14 protein-coding genes are annotated in these 18,582 nt (G+C 61.7%); 7 read left to right on the forward strand and 7 right to left on the reverse strand.

What is annotated here, in order from left to right:
• Positions 1 to 126 precede the first annotated feature (126 nt).
• The 4 genes from IEX32_RS17040 to chrA all read right to left on the reverse strand — a co-directional run bounded on the left by IEX32_RS17040 (position 127) and on the right by chrA (position 6,400).
• The gene (locus IEX32_RS17040) at positions 127 to 2,358 is read right to left on the reverse strand and encodes a TonB-dependent receptor family protein (RefSeq protein ID WP_229736449.1); all 2,232 of its coding nucleotides are present in this window, start codon (positions 2,356 to 2,358) and stop codon (positions 127 to 129) included.
• A 674-nt stretch (positions 2,359 to 3,032) separates the two neighbouring features.
• Positions 3,033 to 3,203: a CsbD family protein gene (locus IEX32_RS17045; protein WP_188772750.1), complete on the reverse strand. Its 171-nt coding sequence runs from the start codon at positions 3,201 to 3,203 to the stop codon at positions 3,033 to 3,035.
• Between the two features lie 218 nt (positions 3,204 to 3,421).
• Positions 3,422 to 5,005: an alpha,alpha-trehalase TreF gene (gene treF / locus IEX32_RS17050; protein WP_188772751.1), complete on the reverse strand. Its 1,584-nt coding sequence runs from the start codon at positions 5,003 to 5,005 to the stop codon at positions 3,422 to 3,424.
• 66 nt (positions 5,006 to 5,071) lie between these two features.
• Positions 5,072 to 6,400 (reverse strand): chromate efflux transporter, encoded by a 1,329-nt coding sequence (gene chrA, locus IEX32_RS17055; protein WP_188772775.1) that lies wholly within the window; start codon positions 6,398 to 6,400, stop codon positions 5,072 to 5,074.
• Positions 6,401 to 6,886: 486 nt separating this feature from the next.
• Here chrA and IEX32_RS17060 point away from each other — a divergent pair, with 486 nt between their 5' ends.
• From IEX32_RS17060 to IEX32_RS17090, 7 genes are all read left to right on the forward strand, one after another.
• The gene (locus tag IEX32_RS17060) at positions 6,887 to 7,831 is read left to right on the forward strand and encodes a glycosyltransferase family 2 protein (RefSeq protein ID WP_188772752.1); all 945 of its coding nucleotides are present in this window, start codon (positions 6,887 to 6,889) and stop codon (positions 7,829 to 7,831) included.
• A 122-nt stretch (positions 7,832 to 7,953) separates the two neighbouring features.
• On the forward strand, positions 7,954 to 9,183 hold the full coding sequence (locus IEX32_RS17065; RefSeq protein WP_188772753.1) for a glycosyltransferase: 1,230 nt from the start codon (positions 7,954 to 7,956) through the stop codon (positions 9,181 to 9,183).
• Positions 9,184 to 9,250: 67 nt separating this feature from the next.
• The gene (locus IEX32_RS17070) at positions 9,251 to 10,750 is read left to right on the forward strand and encodes a lipopolysaccharide biosynthesis protein (RefSeq protein ID WP_188772754.1); all 1,500 of its coding nucleotides are present in this window, start codon (positions 9,251 to 9,253) and stop codon (positions 10,748 to 10,750) included.
• A gap of 126 nt (positions 10,751 to 10,876) precedes the next feature.
• On the forward strand, positions 10,877 to 12,445 hold the full coding sequence (locus IEX32_RS17075; RefSeq protein ID WP_188772755.1) for an ArnT family glycosyltransferase: 1,569 nt from the start codon (positions 10,877 to 10,879) through the stop codon (positions 12,443 to 12,445).
• A 171-nt stretch (positions 12,446 to 12,616) separates the two neighbouring features.
• Complete coding sequence (locus IEX32_RS17080) at positions 12,617 to 13,078, forward strand: hypothetical protein (protein ID WP_188772756.1); 462 nt, start codon at positions 12,617 to 12,619, stop codon at positions 13,076 to 13,078.
• Positions 13,078 to 14,034 carry an HTTM domain-containing protein gene (locus IEX32_RS17085; protein ID WP_188772757.1) on the forward strand — a complete coding sequence of 319 codons (957 nt, stop codon included), beginning with the start codon at positions 13,078 to 13,080 and terminating at the stop codon, positions 14,032 to 14,034. Before IEX32_RS17080 ends, IEX32_RS17085 begins: the two co-directional genes overlap by 1 nt.
• Positions 14,031 to 14,456, forward strand: coding sequence for a DCC1-like thiol-disulfide oxidoreductase family protein (locus IEX32_RS17090; protein ID WP_188772758.1), 426 nt, complete (start codon positions 14,031 to 14,033; stop codon positions 14,454 to 14,456). The genes IEX32_RS17085 and IEX32_RS17090 overlap by 4 nt, the downstream gene beginning before the upstream one ends.
• Before the next feature lie 233 nt (positions 14,457 to 14,689).
• Here the strand turns inward: IEX32_RS17090 and IEX32_RS17095 are convergent, their stop codons facing one another.
• From IEX32_RS17095 to IEX32_RS17105, 3 genes are all read right to left on the reverse strand, one after another.
• The gene (locus IEX32_RS17095; RefSeq protein WP_188772759.1) at positions 14,690 to 15,976 is read right to left on the reverse strand and encodes a class I SAM-dependent methyltransferase; all 1,287 of its coding nucleotides are present in this window, start codon (positions 15,974 to 15,976) and stop codon (positions 14,690 to 14,692) included.
• A 248-nt stretch (positions 15,977 to 16,224) separates the two neighbouring features.
• Positions 16,225 to 17,670: a L,D-transpeptidase family protein gene (locus IEX32_RS17100; RefSeq protein WP_229736451.1), complete on the reverse strand. Its 1,446-nt coding sequence runs from the start codon at positions 17,668 to 17,670 to the stop codon at positions 16,225 to 16,227.
• Between the two features lie 94 nt (positions 17,671 to 17,764).
• The gene (locus IEX32_RS17105) at positions 17,765 to 18,403 is read right to left on the reverse strand and encodes a murein L,D-transpeptidase catalytic domain family protein (protein WP_188772760.1); all 639 of its coding nucleotides are present in this window, start codon (positions 18,401 to 18,403) and stop codon (positions 17,765 to 17,767) included.
• Between the last annotated feature and the right edge of the window lie 179 nt (positions 18,404 to 18,582).

Consider the following 18,582-nt stretch of genomic DNA (forward strand, 5'->3'; position numbering starts at 1 on the left):
AGCCGTTGGTGCGATCTGTTCCGCCGCTGGGAAGGTCGGCTGCCCTTGGTGATGCGCCAGAGCCATGCCGGCGGCGAAAGGATGTTCGTCGACTATGCCGGCGACGCCCGGTAGCTCCAATTGACGTCAGAACCGGGCGCGAATGCCGCCCAGCGCCAGGCGCGGGGCGCCCGGCCGTGCCCCAGCCGGGGAGAAGCCGGCATTATAGGCGACGTCAAACAGGTTCTGCACCGTGCCGAACAGCGACACATTGCGATGCAGATCGATCTCCGCCGACAGGTCGACGAGCACGCGATCGTCGATTCGGTCCGACGCGACGATCGGCCCCTGTCCGGCAGTGGCGCGCGCCTTGCCGACCCAGTTGAGCGTCGCATTCAGCCGCGCAGCCTTCGTCGCCAGTCCAGCGTTCACGGTCATCTGGTGTTTCGAGATATAAGGCAGGTGGTCGCCCGCCGCCACCGTGCCCCAGGGCTCATAACCGCTGACGAAGCTCGTTTTGAACTTCGCGTCGGTATAAGTGTAGGCGAACGATACCGGCACCTCAAAACCGTTCGTGGCGATGCTGCCGAGCGTCCGTCCGGCGCTCAGCTCGATGCCCTTGACGTCGACTTTGCCGCCGGCGAACTGATCGCCGATGTTGCAGTTGCCGCCGGTCGAGGCGGTGCAGGTGCCGACCAGGTTCGAATAGTCGTTGAAGAAGCCGATAAGGTCTGCGCGCCAGCCATTTGTTCCCAGCTTGACCCCCGCTTCATAGTTCCACGAAGTCTCGGGATCGACGGTCGATCCGGGTGCGGGGCTGGCAAAACCGCGATGCGCGCCCGCCACGATGCGGACCGCGTCGGCCATGCGCCAGGTCGCCGAAATGCCGGGAATGAAGACGTCGACATTCGACTTGGCGACCGTAGTCGCGCCCGAGCGATCGGGATCGGTCGTCGCCCAGCGGGTCTGCCGCAGGTCGATCGTCTCGTAGCGCAGGCCGGGTACGAGCGTCAGCGGCCCTGCCTCGATCGTGTCGCGGATGAAGAAGGCCCAGGCCTTGGCATCCCCGATACGATTGTCCTGGCTTCCCGGCGTGCCCGCCGAGGTCAGCACCATCCGGCCATCCACCATCTGATAGTGGTCATCCTGCTGGAGGCGGTCTTCGTCGTCCTCATGATAGCGGGCGGAGAGTTCGAGCACATGGCTGATCCCGCCGGTATCGAAACCCGCGGTCAGCACGCTCTGCACGCCCGTCGCCTGATATACGCGGTTGTTATTGCGCACGCGCAGCGCACCCGCGCGGCCGGTGAAGCCGTCGGCGCCGATCAGGTCGGCTATCTGCAAGGGATTGGCGTCGGGATTTTCGAGCACGCTGCTGATCGACACCCAGCCGGTGTCGGCGGTGTTGCGCACATCGTTGAGCTTGTACCAGGCACGCGCCGTGTCGGTGCGGTAGGCAACCGTCGTCAGGTTCACATCGGGCGAGATGTCGAAACGATGGCTGAACTGGTAGGTCTTGTGCTTCGCGTTCATCACATCGGCCTTGCTGCCGTTGTAGCGCCGGTAGGGTGATGCCGCGAAGTCGGCGAGGGTGAGGCCCAGATAGGTCTCGTGGCTGGTCTCGTCGTAATTCTGGTACTTGAACTCCAGCGCATGCCGGCCGTCGGTCGAGCGCAGGCCCAGCTTCACCGTCCAGTCGGTGATCTCGAAGCCGGTGTCGCCGCCGATGTCGAGCTTCTTGAATCCGTCCGAATGCTCGTAGAGCCCCTCGGCAAGCGCGCCGATCTCAAGCCCGCCACCCAGCGGCGCCCAGCCGCCGACCCAGCCATGCGCGCGCCGGCCGTCATGATTGCCTGCCAGCAGCTCGGCCTTGCCGGCCGCCGTTCCGACATCGACCTCGGGGATCGGGGTCGAGAAGAGGTTGAGCGCGCCGCCGACGGTCATCGGGCCATACTTGATCGCCGCTGGTCCCTTGGCGACCTCGACGCCAGCCATGCGGGCCACGCGCGGGAAGTAGTAGGCGGCGGGCGCCGCATAGGGCGCCGGTGCGATGAGCACGCCGTCTTCCATGACCGCAATGCGCGCGCTGCGGTCGGTGCCTGAACCGCGGATACCGATATTGGGGCGCAGACCGAAACCGTCCTCTTCCTGAACATAGACGCCCGGCACCTGCCTCAGGATGCGGTTGACGTCATTGTAGGAGAAAGTCTCCAGATCGGCGGTATCGAGCCGCTGGACCGAGCCGCCGATGTCGAGCGTGTCCGCCTTCGTGCCCGTGACGACGATGCTTTCGATGATGCGACCGCTGCTATCGGCCTCTTCCGCCATGGCAGGCGCGCACCACAGCGCTACGCCGATCACCATCGCTTGCCGGCTCACACCCGATTTCCAAAGACTCACTGAACTGCCCCCTGATGCTGCATTCGATTTCGGGTTCCGTTAATGCTAGTCAGAACCATTCGCAACACATAAGCACCGAAAATCGAAATCGCCTTCCCGATAACGTCTATCCAGTCCAGTGAGAGGCGGCGGGTTTCGAAGAACGGTTCAGGCAGCGGGAACGGCAACAATGTCGGCCGTGACTGCCATTGCTGGCATGCGCGAGGCTGCTAAACCTCGCGGGCCAGTTGCGATATCCAAGGGACGGATAGCTCGCCGAACTTCTCAGTTCCGAAACTGATAACTGTTCGATCGTTCCGGCGAGCAATCGCCCGGTAAAAGCTCAGCGATTGACCTGCCCGGCTGGCAAGCATCCGCTTGCATGCCGATGTCCGGATGAGGACCATATGCTGCCATCTTGGCCGCAAACCAGCGCACCCAGTCGTCTGCCCCCCGCGATCATCTCGGCAACTTCGACATCGGCGTAAGATGATGATCAGATGAGCCCTCGGGACATCGCGCGCTCCCTAAAAAGACGGGGGCCCACGGATGCGCCAGAGTGATTTCGAAGCAGGTGGAGTCACCTGTAGACCAGGAAATCACCGTAAAACGAATGCATAGAGTGTCGGCTTTTATGCAATCAAAGTCGGAAGCACTCTAGGCCCCGCAGTTGCTCAGATATCGTCGCCTAGGGCACCCTTTATCCTGCCCTTGAGCTGCTGGCCTTTGCCTTTCAGCTCCTGACCTCGGCCTTCGTCGCGCGTCTTGGGGTTGGCGCTCTTCTGCTTGATCTTGCCGGCCGCCTCGTTGAGGTTGCCTTTAGCCTTGTCTTTCAGTTCACCCACAGGGACTCTCCTTCCAAAGCAGGCGCGGTTTGCGCTGCCTGCAAACCTAACTGATGGGCAATCACTGCGTTCCAATAGAGCGAGGTTTTCGCGCGACCAAACCCGTGATGGAGCCGGCGATGGGGATCCCGACACGTCCGCTGACCGGGTGGACATGGCCCGGACCCGCGAATGGATCCATGCCGGCCGAACGCTCCAGATCGCCTATCGCAACGAGTCTACTCATTGTCTGGTGCGGAAGGAGCGGACAGCTGGGGGTAGCGATCCAGGATCGCGCTGGCGACGCCGTTGGTCCAACCGAACCCGTCTTGCAGCTCATATTCACCGCCGCCTCCAGGCAACCGCTCTTCGACATCGTATTTCTCCAACATCTTGCCCGTCTCGCCATAAGTGCCGGCAACGGTCGCGATCCAGCGCGAAGCGATTGTCCGGGCCAGACCTTCATGACCATTTCGGTTTAGGCCGGTGATCGCGATCCACTGAAGCGGCGCCCAGCCATTGGGAGCATCCCATTGCTGGCCGGTACGTTTCCGAGTGGTTCGCAGGCCGCCGGGCGCGAGTAGTTGTGTCTGTGTGATATCGGCAACCGCCTGTGCCTGGCTCGCCCCGGCCATGCCCACGAACAGCGGATAAAGCGTTGCGGCAGAGAGTGTGGTCGTGGGCTCGCGTTCTTCGATCAGCCAGTCCGCATAGTACCCCTTGCCGGGTTGCCAGAGGAAGCGGTCCACCGCCGCCTTGCGCCGGGCCGCCAGCCGAGTGAAGTTTCTGGTGCAGGCAGTGTCGCTTGCCCGCTCGCAACCGTCGGCGATGCGCTTCTCCACCGCCCAGAGCAGGGCGTTGAGATCAACAGGGACAATGTCCGTCGTGCGAATGGTCGCGAGGGTCCTGCCATCGGCAAGCCAGCGTGACGAGAAATCCCAACCGCTCTCGGCGGCGGCGCGCAAGTCCCTATATACTTGTTGCGCGTGGCGCCTTGGCGCTGCCCTCGCGGTTGCCCGGTCCTCGGCAAAGGCTTCGTCGCGCGGACGGTCGCGATCGTCCCAGTAGCGATTTAGAAGGTTCCCATCGGGCATGCGTACGACGCGCAAGCATGCGCTTTCGCGCCGGGCGCAATCTGCCCCGGTCATCCAGAAGTCATATTCGGTGCGAAGCACTTTCAAACGCCGCGCCTGCACGGCCCTATCGGGGTTCTTCGAGATATCGAGCATCAGCCCGAAGAACGGCGGTTGCGAGCGGCTGAGATAATAGGTTCGGGTGCCGTTGGGGATATGACCGAAGCGCTCGATCAGGCTGGTGAAATCCTCGAGCATGGATTCCACCAGCTCGTCCTCGCCATCAGCGGCAAGCCCCAGCATCGTAAAATAGCTGTCCCAGTAATAGATCTCGCGGAAACGGCCCCCGGGCACGACGTAGGGCTTAGGCAGCGCGATACGCGATTCTCCGGGCACGACGGGCGCCGGCTGACGGACGAGGTGCGGCCAGAGCGCGCGGACATGGTCGCGCAAGCTGGTCCGCGCTGCGTCGTTGACGCCCGGAACCTGGAAGTGGCGGAGCACGAAGGCCTTGAGCGCTGCATCATCCTTCGGCGGCTTGGCGCGATAGTCTGCCATGATGCTATCGGGCGCTTTGCGCGGCACCGCATCGGCGAAGGTCTTGCTATCGTCGAAGATGCGGCGTTCCTGCACCGCGACGAACAGATCGCTGTAGAGATCGGTCGGCGACGACGGCTTCGTGTTGCCGAGCTCGGCGAATGCCAGGAGTAACACAACCGCTTTCGATAAGCGGTGGATGGCTTGCTTCATGGCAACTCCTCCCTGAACTCCAGGATCATTGCAGAAGGTCGACTTTACGATTTTCTCTGTCGCGCTTCACCCGGTTAAGCCCAGCAGCAGTCCGGCCATGATGGCCAAACCGAGCACCTTGATGACATTCCACTTGAAGCGGAAGATCAGGACAGCGGCAAGCACCGCCAGCAGACCCGCCCTCCAATCGAGACTGGACCAGTCAGGATCGTAAAGCCGCAATGGTCCGACGTGGCTTTCGCCAACCCGGCCGAACAGCACATGGAGCAGGAACCACAAGGTCAGGTTGGCGATTACGCCGACCACGGCGGCGGTCAGGGACGCGAGCCCGCTCCTGAGCCGCCGGGCATGCTCCATCCGTTCAATCCACGGCGCGAAGGTGAAGATCCACAGAAAGCAGGGCGCAAAGGTTACCCAGGTCGTGAGGACGGCCCCCAGCAGTCCCGCCACCAGCGGCGTGAACGGCTCGGGCGCGCGGAAGGCGGCAAGGTAGCCGACGAACTGGGTGACCATGATGAGCGGGCCGGGAGTGGTTTCCGCAAGACCCAGGCCATCGGCCATCTCGCCCGCCGAAACCCAGCCATGGCCCTGCACCGCTTCCTGCGCCATGTAGGCAAGAACGGCGTAGGCCCCGCCAAAGGTGACGACGGCAAGCTGCGAAAAGAAGGCGCCGATCTTCCACAGGACATGCCCCTCGCCGAGCGTGACGAGCACGAGTGCCATCGGCATGGCCCAGATCAGTCCCCAGATCAGCACCGCCCGGATCGAATCTCTCCAGGGTCTCGCGCCTGCGACAGGGGCAGATCCGCTGGCCTTGACCGCCAGCCATTCGGGGCGGGCATGGGCAACTGCCATGCCGATTGCGCCGGCACCGAGCACGACCAGCGGGAACGGCAGGTCGAAGAAGAACAGGGCCACGAATGCGAGTGCTGCCAGCATCCACTTGAAGCCGGTGTCCAGCGCTCGGCCGGCGATGCGCAGCAAAGCCTGCACCACAATTGCCAGCACCGCCGCCTTGATTCCGAGGAACGAGGCCGCGAACCAGTCGAGCCGCGCCGCAAGGACATAGAATATCGACAGTGCCAGGATCACGAGTGCACCGGGGATCACGAAAAGCAGGCCCGCTGCGAACCCGCCGCGCCATCCGTGCAGCTTCCATCCTATCCACGTCGCAAGCTGCTGGGCTTCCGGCCCCGGCAGCAGATGACAGAAGTTGAGCGCATGGAGGTACTGCTCCTCGCTTACCCATTCGCGCTCATCGACCAGTTCGCGGTGCATCAAGGCGATCTGTCCGGCCGGCCCGCCGAAGCTCAGGCAGCCGATACGCGCGAAGACCCGCACCAGCTCTGCAAATGTAGGAGAGGCATCGATCTGTTGGTCCACCACACCGTCCATAATGCCTTTGTCCGAGAAAACCGGACCGAAAGGCAACGCTTGGGCGAACCGCCTGACCGGGAGGTTGCGTGCCCCGGTCTGGTCCGAATATCCGAAGCAATCGGTTTCGCGCAATTGAAAATGCATCTTCCGTCGAACGCATCCGGGGCTTCCCGGGCAGGGCGCATACCTCTTTCGGGTAATATGCTTAACAACCTGGGAAGGATACGCCTTACGGGCGCGTCGTGTTGATTCGATATTCGGGTTGAGTCCCTGGCATCGAGGTTGATGAACGCCAAAACGCCACGCTACTGATTGTTCTATAACTACAGGCGTCGCACACAGAAATATAACCGAAACATTTCTGTTTCCCTTGTTCGAGATTTTAATTCGGTCTCGAGTAATGTTTCTGATCGTCATTCCGCGAATCGCAGCACCGGTAGTTTTTCACTTTTAAGACGGTGTTAAATGCTCGGCGCGGCGATCAGCCTGTCGGAGTATATCAGTATGCGGGAAGATATGAGGCCCGGATACGTCTCTGTGGAGAATGCGGCCGGCAATGCCGAAATGGCGTTCACCACTCCCCCCCGGGTCAGCGTTATCGTGCCGGTCTGGAATCGGCCAGCGGATATCGAGCGATGCGTCAGGTCCCTTCAGAGACAAACTCTGCCGGCGACCGATTATGAGATCATCATCGTCGATAACGGCTCCACCGATTCGACAGTCGAGGCCGCTCGCGCTGCCGGGGTTTGCGTACTGATCGAAACCAGGCCGGGTTCCTATGCGGCGCGAAATCTGGGCCTTGCCGCGGCAAGGGGCAAATACGTCGCGTTTACCGATTCGGATTGTGCCGTGGACGAAACCTGGCTTGAAAGAGGGCTTGAGGCACTCGATGGCCATCCGGGCTATGCCGTCGTGGCTGGCCGAATTGAGCTTTCCGCGGAGGATCTTCTGGCATCGTCCCCGGTGTGCGACACCTATGAGCGCATTTTCGCCTTCAAGCAGGAGCGGAATGTTGCCCGCGGCGCGGCCTGCACCGCCAACTGGTTCAGTCACACGGAACTGCTCCGGCAGGTGGGAGGCTTCAGGAACGACCTCAAGTCCGGCGGTGACTTCGACCTCACCCGGCGGCTCAAGGCGGCGGGTCATCCGATCCTCTATGCCCCTGACGCTGTGGTGGTCCACCCGGCCCGGGCGTCTCTTCGGGAACTGTGCTCCAAGGCTCGTCGGGTGATTGGCGGCCGGATGATGACGCATCGCGACCGCCGCAATCCCCTGCATTGGTGGGCGGCGTTGACGATCGATACCGCACGCCGCTTCAAGACCATGCTTGGCACGAGATGTTCCCTGTTCATGCGCGCCAGACTTTCCACACTGCTGATGATTCTTTTCGGGGCGGGATGCTGGGAGGTGCTGCTGGTCACATTGGGGACCGAGCCGCGTCGCGCCTGATGCAACCCGACCACGGCCAGTCCCCTGTTGCCGCGCGGGCGGGCTCCGATGACGCCCCCTTGAGAGCAAGCAGGGTAATCGCCGGGCCATCCGCAGTCCCTGGGGGGAAAGCTGGTCCGAGAGTGGTCTATCTGGTTCGGCGCTTTCCGGTGCGGTCCCAGACTTTCGTCACCAACGAGATCCTCGATCACCTTCGGGCCGGCGCCGATATCGGCGTGGTTGCTTTTGGCGCCAAGGCCACCGCAGACTTTCCGCTCGAAGATGTCGACCCTTTGATCCGGCCGCGCGTTACCTATCTCGATATGCCGCGCGAGAGCAAGGCGCGCGCCATGGCAATTCTGCGACTGCTCATGCGGAGGCCGCGGCTGCTGCCTCTCGTGCCGCGGGCGGTCTTCCTGGTTCCAACGGAGGGCAGGCACGCGAGCCTGGGGGTGCTACTGCTTGCGCTCCAGCTGGCGGAAACCATCGGGGCAGCCGACGTCGTGCACTGCCATTTCGGCAATGTCGGACGCCTCGCCGCCCTGATCCTGCGGCTGGGTCGCTGGCGGGCGAAACTGGTGACCACCTTCCACGGTTACGACGTCAGCAAGGAAGCCTACCAGCCGCTCGGCCGCTACTATGCCCCGTTGTTCGGGCGCGGTGACCTGTTGCTCACGGTCAATTCGATCTGGGCCGAAAGGCTGCGGGCCGCTGGCGCGGATCCAGCCAGAATTCGGGTGCACCACATGGGCATCGATTCCCGCGTCTTCGAAGAATCGCGCCCCCACGGCGCGGAGCACGTTCGCTTCTGCATGGTTGGCCGAATGGTCGAGAAGAAGGGCCATGCGATCGCGCTTCAGGCTTTGGCCCTGCTGCGCAAGAGTCGCCCCGAACTGGCGATCCGCCTGGAACTGGTGGGAGATGGGCCGCTGCAGGAATGTCTCAGAGCACAGGCTCGAGCTGGTCGGCTGGAGGACGTCGCGATCTTTCGGGGGGCGTTGAGCCATCGACGCGCGCTCGAGGCGATCAAACAAGCCGATGTCTTCGTCCTGCCATCCAGAACGGCGGCGGATGGCGACATGGAAGGCATTCCCGTAGTCCTGATGGAGGCCATGGCCATGGGGAAACCGGTCATATCGACAAGGCACAGCGGCATTCCCGAACTCGTCGAGGACGGAACGAGCGGTCTCCTGGCGGATGAAAATGATGCATCCGGAATTGCCGCCGCCATGGAGCGTCTGGCGGATAAGCCCGATCTCGGGACTCGCCTGGGCACGGCGGGGAGGCGCGTGGTCCTGGCAGAGTTCAACGCCGTCACCCAGGGCGAACGCTTGCGCGGCCTCTATGCCAGTCCACCACGAGAAAGGGCATAATCATTTCATGGAGATGAAGTGGTATTGGCCTATCATGCGGACGGGGTTGGCGAATGGAAGGTTGCCGATGGATTCCGTATCAGAAGCCGACGGCCCCTCCATGGCGGCAAGGAATCCCGAACCCGACAAGCGCAGTTATGGAAAAGTAGCGGCACGCGGCGCCGCCTACTCGGGCGTCGCCCAAGGGCTGAAGCTGTTCCTGTCGATGGCATCCATCGTCGTGGTTGTCCGGTTGCTCAGCCCCTCGGACTTTGGCGTTATCGCCATGACGACCCCGATTACGGGCTTCATCCTGATCTTCCAGAACCTGGGTTTGAACCAGGCGGTCGTGCAGGCCCGCACGATCACGGAAGAACAGACCAATGCCTTGTTCTTCTACAATCTGGCGGCCTCCGCCGCGATCGCACTCGTTTTCCTGGCGATCGCCCCGCTTGTCGGGCTGTTCTATGGAGACCAGCGACCCGCGCTGATAACGGCCGCCAGCGCGCTGACGGTGCTGCTCACCGGCACGACCCTGCAGCACACGGCCTTGCTCAACCGGGCCATGCGGTTCCGCGCGCTCAGCTTCGTCGAAGTGGCGGTGGCGGCGGCCAATCTGGCGTTCACGGTAGGCTTCGCGATCTGGCTTCGAAGTTACTGGGCGCTCTGGCTCGGGGCGTTGTGCGGGGCCATCGTCAATACCGTGCTTGTTTGGCGTATCGGCCGCTGGCGCCCGTCTCGCAGGATCGTGTGGGGCAGCGCGCGCGACATGGTGAAATTCGGCGCCAATCTCACCGGCTTCAATATCCTCAATTTCATCAGAAAAAATATCGACAACGTCCTGATCGCGAAAGTGTGGGGTTCGTCGGCACTCGGTCTTTATGACCGGAGCTACAAGCTGATGATGTTTCCGCTGGAGAAGGTGAATTCGCCGTTGGCGCGGGTTATCCTGCCGGCGCTGGCGCGCGTTCAGGATGAACCTGCCCGCTATCGCCGGATGTTCCTGTTGTCGATACAGGCGCTTTCCATTTGCTCGGTGCCCGGCATCATGGCTGTCGCCATGTGCAGCGATATAGTGATACCGCTGCTTTTCGGCGCGCGCTGGTCAGACGCAATTCCGATATTCTTCTGGCTGAGTCTGGCGGCCGTGTTGCAGCCGGTTTCCAATGCCACAGGATGGCTGTTCATCAGCTCGGGCCGAACCAGGGAAATGTTTCGATGGGGCCTCTGTTCGACCCCTGTCACCATCGGCGCCTTCCTGATCGGCCTCCCGTGGGGGCCGGTGGGCGTCGCGAAGGCCTATTTCCTGAGTCAGGTCGTCACGATCCCGGCGCTCTATTACTGGTGCACGCGCGGCTCACCGGTAACGGCTCGGGACTTGTATGCGGCAATCCTCCCCACCCTGCTCGGCGGCATTCTGGCGTGGTGTCTCGTCCTCGTTGTCCGCCAGCATCTTTCCGGAGCCCTGGTCGTCCCGATAGCCATCGCCGGCTCCTACGGCTTCAGCATCGCAGTCCAGTCGGTGACGAAGAAGGGAAGAGCCGCACTCGTCGAAATGTTTCGCCTCATTTCCGCAGCTCGCGCTTAGGGCCACGCATATATGGAAACCGCTGTCCGATCCCATCAGACACCGCGCCGGGGCGCTAGGACGGCCTTATGGGCTCTGGCCCTGTTCCTGGCGGCCCTGCTGGTACGCATTCTCTGCAGCGCGGCCATGCCGCTCCATACCGACGAGATATTCCATATCCTGGCCGCCACGTCATGGGCGGAAGATGGCAGTTTTCGCTTTGGCGACGGTAGCTATTCACGCGCCTGGGTCTACACCATTCTGGCTGGCGCAAGCTTCGAGGCTTTCGGGCAAACCAATGTCTTCCTTGCGCGCCTTCCCGCCGTGATCGCGGGCGCACTGATGGTGCCGGTGCTGTTCGTCTGGATGATCAGATCGGCTGATCGGACCGCAGCCTGGCTAAGCGCGCTTCTCCTGTGTTTCGCGGAACTGGCGATCCGGTCATCCGATTTCGCGCGTTTCTATTCGCTCCAGGCGTTGCTTGTGCTGGTCGCCGCGGCAATGGCCTATCGGTTCCTGCTGGAACCCTCGCGAAGAAAGGTCTGGCTTCCCCTGCTGGCGCTTGCCTGCCTGGCGCTTGCCGCGCAGCTGCAGGTCACCACCATGATCGCGGCCGGCGCCATGGGTCTATTCCTTGTCCTCTACCTCGCCACGCGGCAGCGCACCCGCGCAATGCTGGCCGACGCGAAGACGCGAAACCTGATCCTGGTGCTGGTCGCCATCGCGGCGGCGGGGGCGGCCGTGGTCGGATATCTTGCCCTGCCCATGCTACTCGAAGCCGAGCCCTGGGCCGAGAAAAACAAGTCCAACTATCTCTACTATCATATCTTTCTCAGCCGGGATTACCGCCTGTTCTGGTATCTCATACCAGTCGCCTCGATCCTGGCGCTGTCGAGGTACCCGCGCCTCGCCGCCTACTGCCTTGTCATGTGGCTTGTGCCTCTGGTCGTGCATTCGTTCGGTGGAATGAAGGCTGACCGCTACATATCCTATGCATTCCCCTTCTTCATCGCCCTGTGGGGCCTGGCGTTCGCCGCCGCCGTGCCCTGGCTTCGGCCGGCGATCGTCCAGATTGTCGAAAAACTCGCATGCTTCACGGGCCTGCGCGTGGGTGAGCGGTGGCAGGGTATGATAACGGCGCTCGTTCTGGTCCTATGCGCGATATCAGCGACCGCCGTTAACAAGATGCTTGTCGAAAGCCCGAAACTGATCGCGAAAGGTGCGATCCGTTTCGCGCGCGATCCCGCAAGCACCTTCGCCAATCCGCCCGATCCGAACTGGAGCGACAGGCTGGGTGTTCTTCGCCGTGACATGAACGAGGGCGCGGTGTTGGTCAGCGTGGATGAACTGCGGACCCAGTTCTATTTGGGAACGCCGAACTTCGGCATGTACCTTCCCCCCGCCTCGGTCACGACCGCGCGGAACGGCTTTACGATTGACGTCCGGAACGGCCGGCCCGTCCTCGAAGACGTGGATGATCTGGCGCGCGTCGTATCGTGCACCAGCAGAGGCGTTCTGGTGATTCCGGCGCGAAGATGGCTTCAATTCGGTTTCATGGATGAACCCATGGCGGAGTTCATCAAGGCCAGATTGCGGCCTGGGCCGCCCCGGATTCCCGAATTCCACGTATTTCGTTGGCAGCATCCGGCGAAAGTCCAAGGGTGCCAGGCAGTCCAGAGTGAAGCAAGAACTGGCACTGCGCACGCCGAGCGATGATGCCGCGGACCGCCGCCTCACTGCCTGCTCCGTCAAGGATGGCTGGAAGCAAACGTGCAATAAAAGCAACGAGGGTACTCAATGTGGACCGATTAAGTGCAAGTTGCACCAGTTACACGCTATGATATATTGGCTTATACCGGGCTGTGCTCGATCGCGAAGGTGACCGAAATGCGCTTGCAGATCGAGCAGTATCGCTTCCGATTGATTTCTTTAATCATAATCTTGGTTCTTGGCGCTCAATTGGTGGCGTCGTTTGGTCACGCGAATCGATTTTTTCCCTTCATGTGGTACCCCATGTATGCGGAGGCACATTTCGAAGGGGAGAGAATAAATGTTGAGCACCGCATTTATGCGGTCACCCGGGATGGAAGGCGCCACTATGTTGATCCAGTCTCGGATCTCGAGATAGATTTTTGGCGATATGAGCGCCGTTTTGCGCGCCCGCTGCGGGATCATAAACTGGAGAACATCAGACCCATTCTGGAAATGGTAGTTGATCGGTATCCCACTTTTACAGAGCTTCAAGTGGAAGATTACCCGATGATTATTACCAGAGAGGGGCCGAAACCGGTGCCGAAGCGCACGATCTCCGTGGTCCGAAGGGAAGACGTCGACGAGGTTCTGCGATGATGGCTGCTTCGCTGGCTGAGAAATGGAACAGATACTGGTTTCGCGAGGGGCCACTGCTGGACCTTGCCATTCTCCGTATCATCGCTGTCGGCACCCAACTGGGGCTCATGCTGTTCGACAGCCGTTATGGGCTGGATAGTCTGAGGAAAATTGGCGATTTGCCGGATTCGTACTATCAGCCCTTGCCTTTTCTCAGGCCAGTCGTTGCCTTGCTGGGAGGGCACAACTTCTCCGTTTGGGAGATGCAGACCATCCAGGTCGCAACGCTTATCGCTGGTTTTGCCGCACTGGTTGGTCTTTGGACCAGATTCAGTCTTTTCCTGTTCGCCGCAGGGGTCGCCCTTGTTCAGCTCTGGGCGCTTTCGCACGGCGACATACATCACCCCGAGGCCGCGATGGTGATCGCACTTGGAGTCTTGGCTCTTTCTCCCGCAGGAGCGGCGATCTCGCTGGACGCGTGGTTGAAGCGCGGCAGTTTTCAGCAACAGCTCATGAGTACGAGCAGGGAGGCCAAGTGGCCGATCCTGGTCATTCAGTGGCTGTTCGGTCTCATGTACCTGTCAGCATCGTACTCGAAGCTGGCGATAGGCGGATTTCAATGGGCGAATGGGATCACGCTGCAATACTATCTCGCAATGGATGGCTTGCGCTGGAATTCGCTTCTAGGCCTGTGGCTGAGCCAGCACCATTGGCCGAGTTTGATCGGGCAATGGAATGTACTTGTCTTTCAAAGCACATTCTTCCTTTCGCTCCTGATTCCCAAGTTGAAATGGATCTACGTGCCCATCGGAATGGTCATGCATGTCGGCATATATCTGATGCTCAAAGCGCCGTTCTGGCAGTGGACCGCGTTGTACCTGGTGTTCGTCCCCTGGACCGCGGCGCTCATCTACGTGAAATGGATACCGGAGAGCGCGGAACGTCAGGCGGAACTGGCGAAGGCGAGCGCGGGATGAATTCGGCTTCGCGGCCACCGGAGGCAGGGGCTTCCACCGATGGCGCTGCCGACGCCACCTATCTGATCTACGACGGTGAGTGCCCCTTCTGCTCAGCCTACGTGAAGCTCATGCGCCTTCGCGAAAGCGTCGGTCCGGTTCGTTTGATCGATGCACGCGAGGGCGGGCCCGAAGTACTCAAGGTTCAAGCCATGGGCATGGATCTCAATGAGGGAATGGTCTTCCACTACTGCGGTTCCCATTATCATGGAGCGGACGCGCTGAACATCATGGCGCTTTTGAGCGGCAGTCAATCCTGGTTCAACAAGCTGAACGGCAGGTTGTTTCGGTCTCGCACGGTATCGCGCATGGTCTATCCGTTCATGCGCGCCGGCAGAAACTGTGTGCTGCGACTTCTGGGACGAACGAAGCTGCCCGCCTAGAGGCTGTTATGGACTAGCGACAAGGGCTGCAACCTGTTTGGTAATGAGCGTTTGCGAAGGCGACGAGGTGGGCCGGCGAGCGTTTGGGCATATCGCTCGTAAGCCTTGACGAGCCTTCGGAACCGGGCGGCCTCGGTTCAGCCGATCTCGACGGAATGAATGTCGGCGCGTGCCGTCCAATCGATCGATACTCTACCCGTTTCTTACGGGATTTCATACTCTTCCTTCACAATTCACTGCGGCTTCGCGGCCATCTTCGAAGCGAGCAGCAGCATCCGTTCCGGCTGCAGCTTGCCGGTCAGGGCATAGGCAAAAGGACCGCTTTCCCAGTAGGCAAGGGACCGGTCCTCGCGTCTCTCGGATAGCGGAATGGCCTCGGCGGGGGTCTCCGCCCGCTGTGCATAGAGCGCGACACGCTCCTGTCTGTCGGTCAGCAAAACGAGAGCCACCGAATTGCCATAGTCCGAAGGATAGACCTGGACATCCGTCACCCGCCAACCCGGTGGGACAGGGGGTAAAGCGAGACCTACCGATCTGCCTATCTCGGCCCGATCCAGCAACGTGCTTTCGATCTGCGAGTGCATTGCCTGTCGCGCCAGACTGGCGGAATAGGAGGCATCGGCTTCGTCGATGAAGCTTGCGGCCTGCGCCTGCTTCGACAGGTCCCCGAGTATATCGTGCCCGGTCCAACCGGTGGCCAGCAGCGCGGCAGCCGCCGCGGCGCGGCGCCACCCGGTGCGCCCCCCCGCGCTGGTCCTGTCCGGGAAGGCCAGGACCTTGCCGGTCCGCTTTCGGCCATGGAGCGTACCCTTGGTCCCGCCTGCGAGATGTGTAAATGCAATCTGGGGCCAACGCTTCTTCCAGCGCCTGGCGACAATGCGTTCCCCAGGCCGCGCGGCATCATCGAGGAGAACGATAGCGCCATCCGAAAGGCGATCGAACAGGCACTCGGCCGCACCCCTGACGAAAGGATGCACCGCCCAGGGCGGACCGTCGATGATGAGCAGGTCTATGGAATGCGGGACGTCGGACAGTTCGTACCAGGTGCCTGGCCAGTCGTCGATACAAGCGCCAAGCCGCGCATGCCGGATATCCGCGGATACGCCGAAGTCGGACAGCCACTGGCCGGTCGCGGACACGAACTGCGCATGCTGGTCGAAACTGACAAGCTTGCCGCCGCCGTTAAGCTCCAGCGCCTTGGCACATACCAGCGTCGATGCCCCCGCCCCAAGTTCGACCACGACCCGGGGGCGCAGATCCTCGATCGCATCGACAATACGGTGGAGGAAACGGGTATCGGCCTTCCAGCTTCCCAGGTTTGGCAGGGAATCTTCGGGCAGGTGCACGCGTTCAAGAAGCTTGCGCTTGCTCGCCTGCGTGCCTCCCCACAAGCTGCGCAAGAGCCACGGCCATCCAATCGCACCAAAGAACAGCCGGTAGGCCGTGTCCGACCAGGCGACATTATTGGGCTTCTCTTCTTCGCGCAACGCGCGCAGGGCTGTGACGTCTCGGGAAGTCATGCTGGCCGATACTCCGAAGGCCGATGTCCCGAGAACCGGAACCCGGCAACTGCCGCCGCCGCAGGGACAGCCGATCCCATCTGCCAGATAGTCATCGGTTTTGCATCATCCGCTGGTCGAAAATGACATTCTTCGCGACGCGCAGCAGGTTGGTCGGGCGCCGCGTATATGTGGATCTGCGAAAGTCAGAATCTGAATGAACAGTGGGTTTCGGCAACACGCACGCAGCGAGGGAGTGACCGATCTCATCAAGGCCCAATATCACTGTCCGAAGTCCGCAGCCGGTAGGCTTGACGTGGTGGAAAGCCGAGAGCGGTCGCGACGCGGTCGTTCCAGCCGTACGGATCTGACCGTATCGCCGGCTCGCCGTCCTCGCCAAAGATCACCGTCTGATAGATGAGCCTGACAGGGATCTCGCGCGGCAGCTTGACGAAGGTTTCCTTGCCGGTCGCACGAGCGCGTCGCCACTCTTCGAGAACGCCTTCGTCACGCGCGAGCATTTCGGCGAAGCCCAGCGCATCCTCCACTCGCACGCAGCCATGACTGCGCTGCCGCTGGACTTCCTGGAACAGGTGTTTGGCGGGCGTGTCGTGGAGGTAGATCCGATGCTCGTTTTTCATGTCGAACTTGACCAGACCCAGCGAATTTTCCGGTCCGGGCTGTTGAACGATCCAGCCGTCCTTCCACGCCATGTTATTGCGGCGCAGGTAGACGCCGCCTTTGCCCGCGATCTCCTTTCTCTCGATCGAGCGCGGGACGGTCCACGTCGGATTGGCGACAAGTCTGTAGATCGGCGATCTCAGTTGCGGTGTCTCGTTCTCCGGCTCGCCGACCACGACCTTGCGGCTGTCGGCGACCTTTCCGTCACGCCAGTAGATCAGCCGCCCGGAGGCGATGTTGACGTCAATGCGCGTGGGCGGCGCCTTGCGATCGAGCCAGCGCATGCGCTCCATTGCAACCGCCATGGCCCGCGCGCGATCGGCGTCGGACAGGTTGAGGACTTCCAGGGCATCGCTGCCGATCAGGCCGTCGGGCTTGATCCCGTAATCGGCCTGCATGCGCTGGGCCGCCCGGACCATCGCCGGGTTGTAGCGCTCGCCTTGCGCCGCGGTGCGATCGAGATAGCCAGACGCGACAAGCTGACGCGCAATCGCGGGAATGCGCGCGTCAGTGGTGCCGGGCTGCAGGGGCTCGCTCTTGTCGGGGATTGTAGGAGCCGGCGCGCCATCCTTTCTACGAAGCGCAAGATAGGCCTTGGAAAGGCTGCGATACTCTTGGTTCTGCGGTGCCAGACTGTCGATCCAGCCCCCGACTTTTCCAGCCTCCAGCGCTGTGGCAAGTCCGCGCAGCAAGTCGGGCTTCGGGCGAGGGACCGTGTAGACGTCGTAAAGCTTCGCAGGATCAGATGCACCGCGCGCCAATGCCGAGGCATAGCGCAGCGCACTTTGCGTCAGCGCCTGATCGCCTTCCACGCTGCCGGGCCGGCCTCCCACCGCGAACCGCATACGATCAAGGCCATGTAGGGCTCGCCGGTCGATGGCTTCGCGCAGCTGCCGCACGGCCGTATCGTCCCAGTGCAGCTGATCGATACTGGCCGGAGCCTCCGCCTTATCACGATATCCGGAAAGAAAATCGCATCCGGCAAGCGTGACTGTCATGGCCAGTAGCGAGGAAGCGATCACACCCTTGCGCACACGGATCTCCTTGAAATACCCGTGTGACAACGGAAGGGAGCGCCCAAGGTTTCAAGGCACCCGGACGACTTCCGGCGCCGAACGCAGCGCCAGTCTATGCTCGCGCGGCGAAGATCATCCTGCCCTTGCCGAGGAATCCGAATACGTCGTCGAGCTTGTTTTCACCCACGGCGAAGCAGCCCTGGCTGCGGCCCAGCTTGCCATGCGCCGCGACCATACCGTCGTTTGCATACCATGCACCATGGACGACGATGGCCCGGTCCAGGGCATTGTTGTTCGTCGGGTCAAGCCCGAGCAGGCGCTGCGATCGGCCGTGCTTGCCGACGTAATAGTCGTCGGTCAGAAATGCGCCCTCGCTCGAGGCGTTGGAGCCGAAAACGTTCGAGAAGCGCTCAAGGTAACCGGTGTGCCCTGGGTCCGAGCCGGAGCCGTGCGCCACGAGAAGCCTGGAAGCCTTGCCGCTGACGACGTCGAGGAAGTGCAGCCTGGCTTCGGAAGACGGAGCCGTGAAGTCGACGATGGCGATACGATCGCGCGCCTTGATCGTCTTGGAGTGCTCGTCGAGCGCGGCCAGCGCCCTTCGCAGGAGCTTGGGATCGACGGCGAAGGGCGACACCTCCGGCTTGCCATGCGGTGTGGCCGGTAGCAATGCAGGTGGAGCCGGCGGCGTCGGAAACGGCTTCGACGTGGACCGGGTAAGGGCGCCCACGGCAATGGCAGCGCCTGAACTCATCAGGGCGCGCCTGCTGAATCGGAACGGCAAATCGGCCATGACCCACAGTTATTTGGGGTCATGTGGCCGCATTTAAAGAGGTTGCCAGCTGATGCCGGCGTACGCTTCCATATAAATTGGTCGCGAAAATCACATTCTCTTGTGACTCTAGATGGATAGCATCCTGTGGATGAGGGAAA

The sequence above is a fragment of the Novosphingobium endophyticum genome, from assembly GCF_014640675.1.
GTDB classification, from domain to species: domain Bacteria; phylum Pseudomonadota; class Alphaproteobacteria; order Sphingomonadales; family Sphingomonadaceae; genus Novosphingobium; species Novosphingobium endophyticum.

Bases quoted from the DNA above. Each gene is read 5' to 3' on its own strand.
- treF (WP_188772751.1), bottom strand. From the start codon at position 5,005: ATGAAGCAAGCCATCCACCGCTTATCGAAAGCGGTTGTGTTACTCCTG.
- chrA (WP_188772775.1), bottom strand. From the start codon at position 6,400: ATGGACGGTGTGGTGGACCAACAGATCGATGCCTCTCCTACATTTGCA.
- IEX32_RS17060 (WP_188772752.1), top strand. From the start codon at position 6,887: ATGCGGGAAGATATGAGGCCCGGATACGTCTCTGTGGAGAATGCGGCC.
- IEX32_RS17070 (WP_188772754.1), top strand. From the start codon at position 9,251: ATGGATTCCGTATCAGAAGCCGACGGCCCCTCCATGGCGGCAAGGAAT.
- IEX32_RS17075 (WP_188772755.1), top strand. From the start codon at position 10,877: ATGCCGCTCCATACCGACGAGATATTCCATATCCTGGCCGCCACGTCA.
- IEX32_RS17080 (WP_188772756.1), top strand. From the start codon at position 12,617: ATGCGCTTGCAGATCGAGCAGTATCGCTTCCGATTGATTTCTTTAATC.
- IEX32_RS17085 (WP_188772757.1), top strand. From the start codon at position 13,078: ATGGCTGCTTCGCTGGCTGAGAAATGGAACAGATACTGGTTTCGCGAG.
- IEX32_RS17090 (WP_188772758.1), top strand. From the start codon at position 14,031: ATGAATTCGGCTTCGCGGCCACCGGAGGCAGGGGCTTCCACCGATGGC.
- IEX32_RS17095 (WP_188772759.1), bottom strand. From the start codon at position 15,976: ATGACTTCCCGAGACGTCACAGCCCTGCGCGCGTTGCGCGAAGAAGAG.
- IEX32_RS17105 (WP_188772760.1), bottom strand. From the start codon at position 18,403: ATGAGTTCAGGCGCTGCCATTGCCGTGGGCGCCCTTACCCGGTCCACG.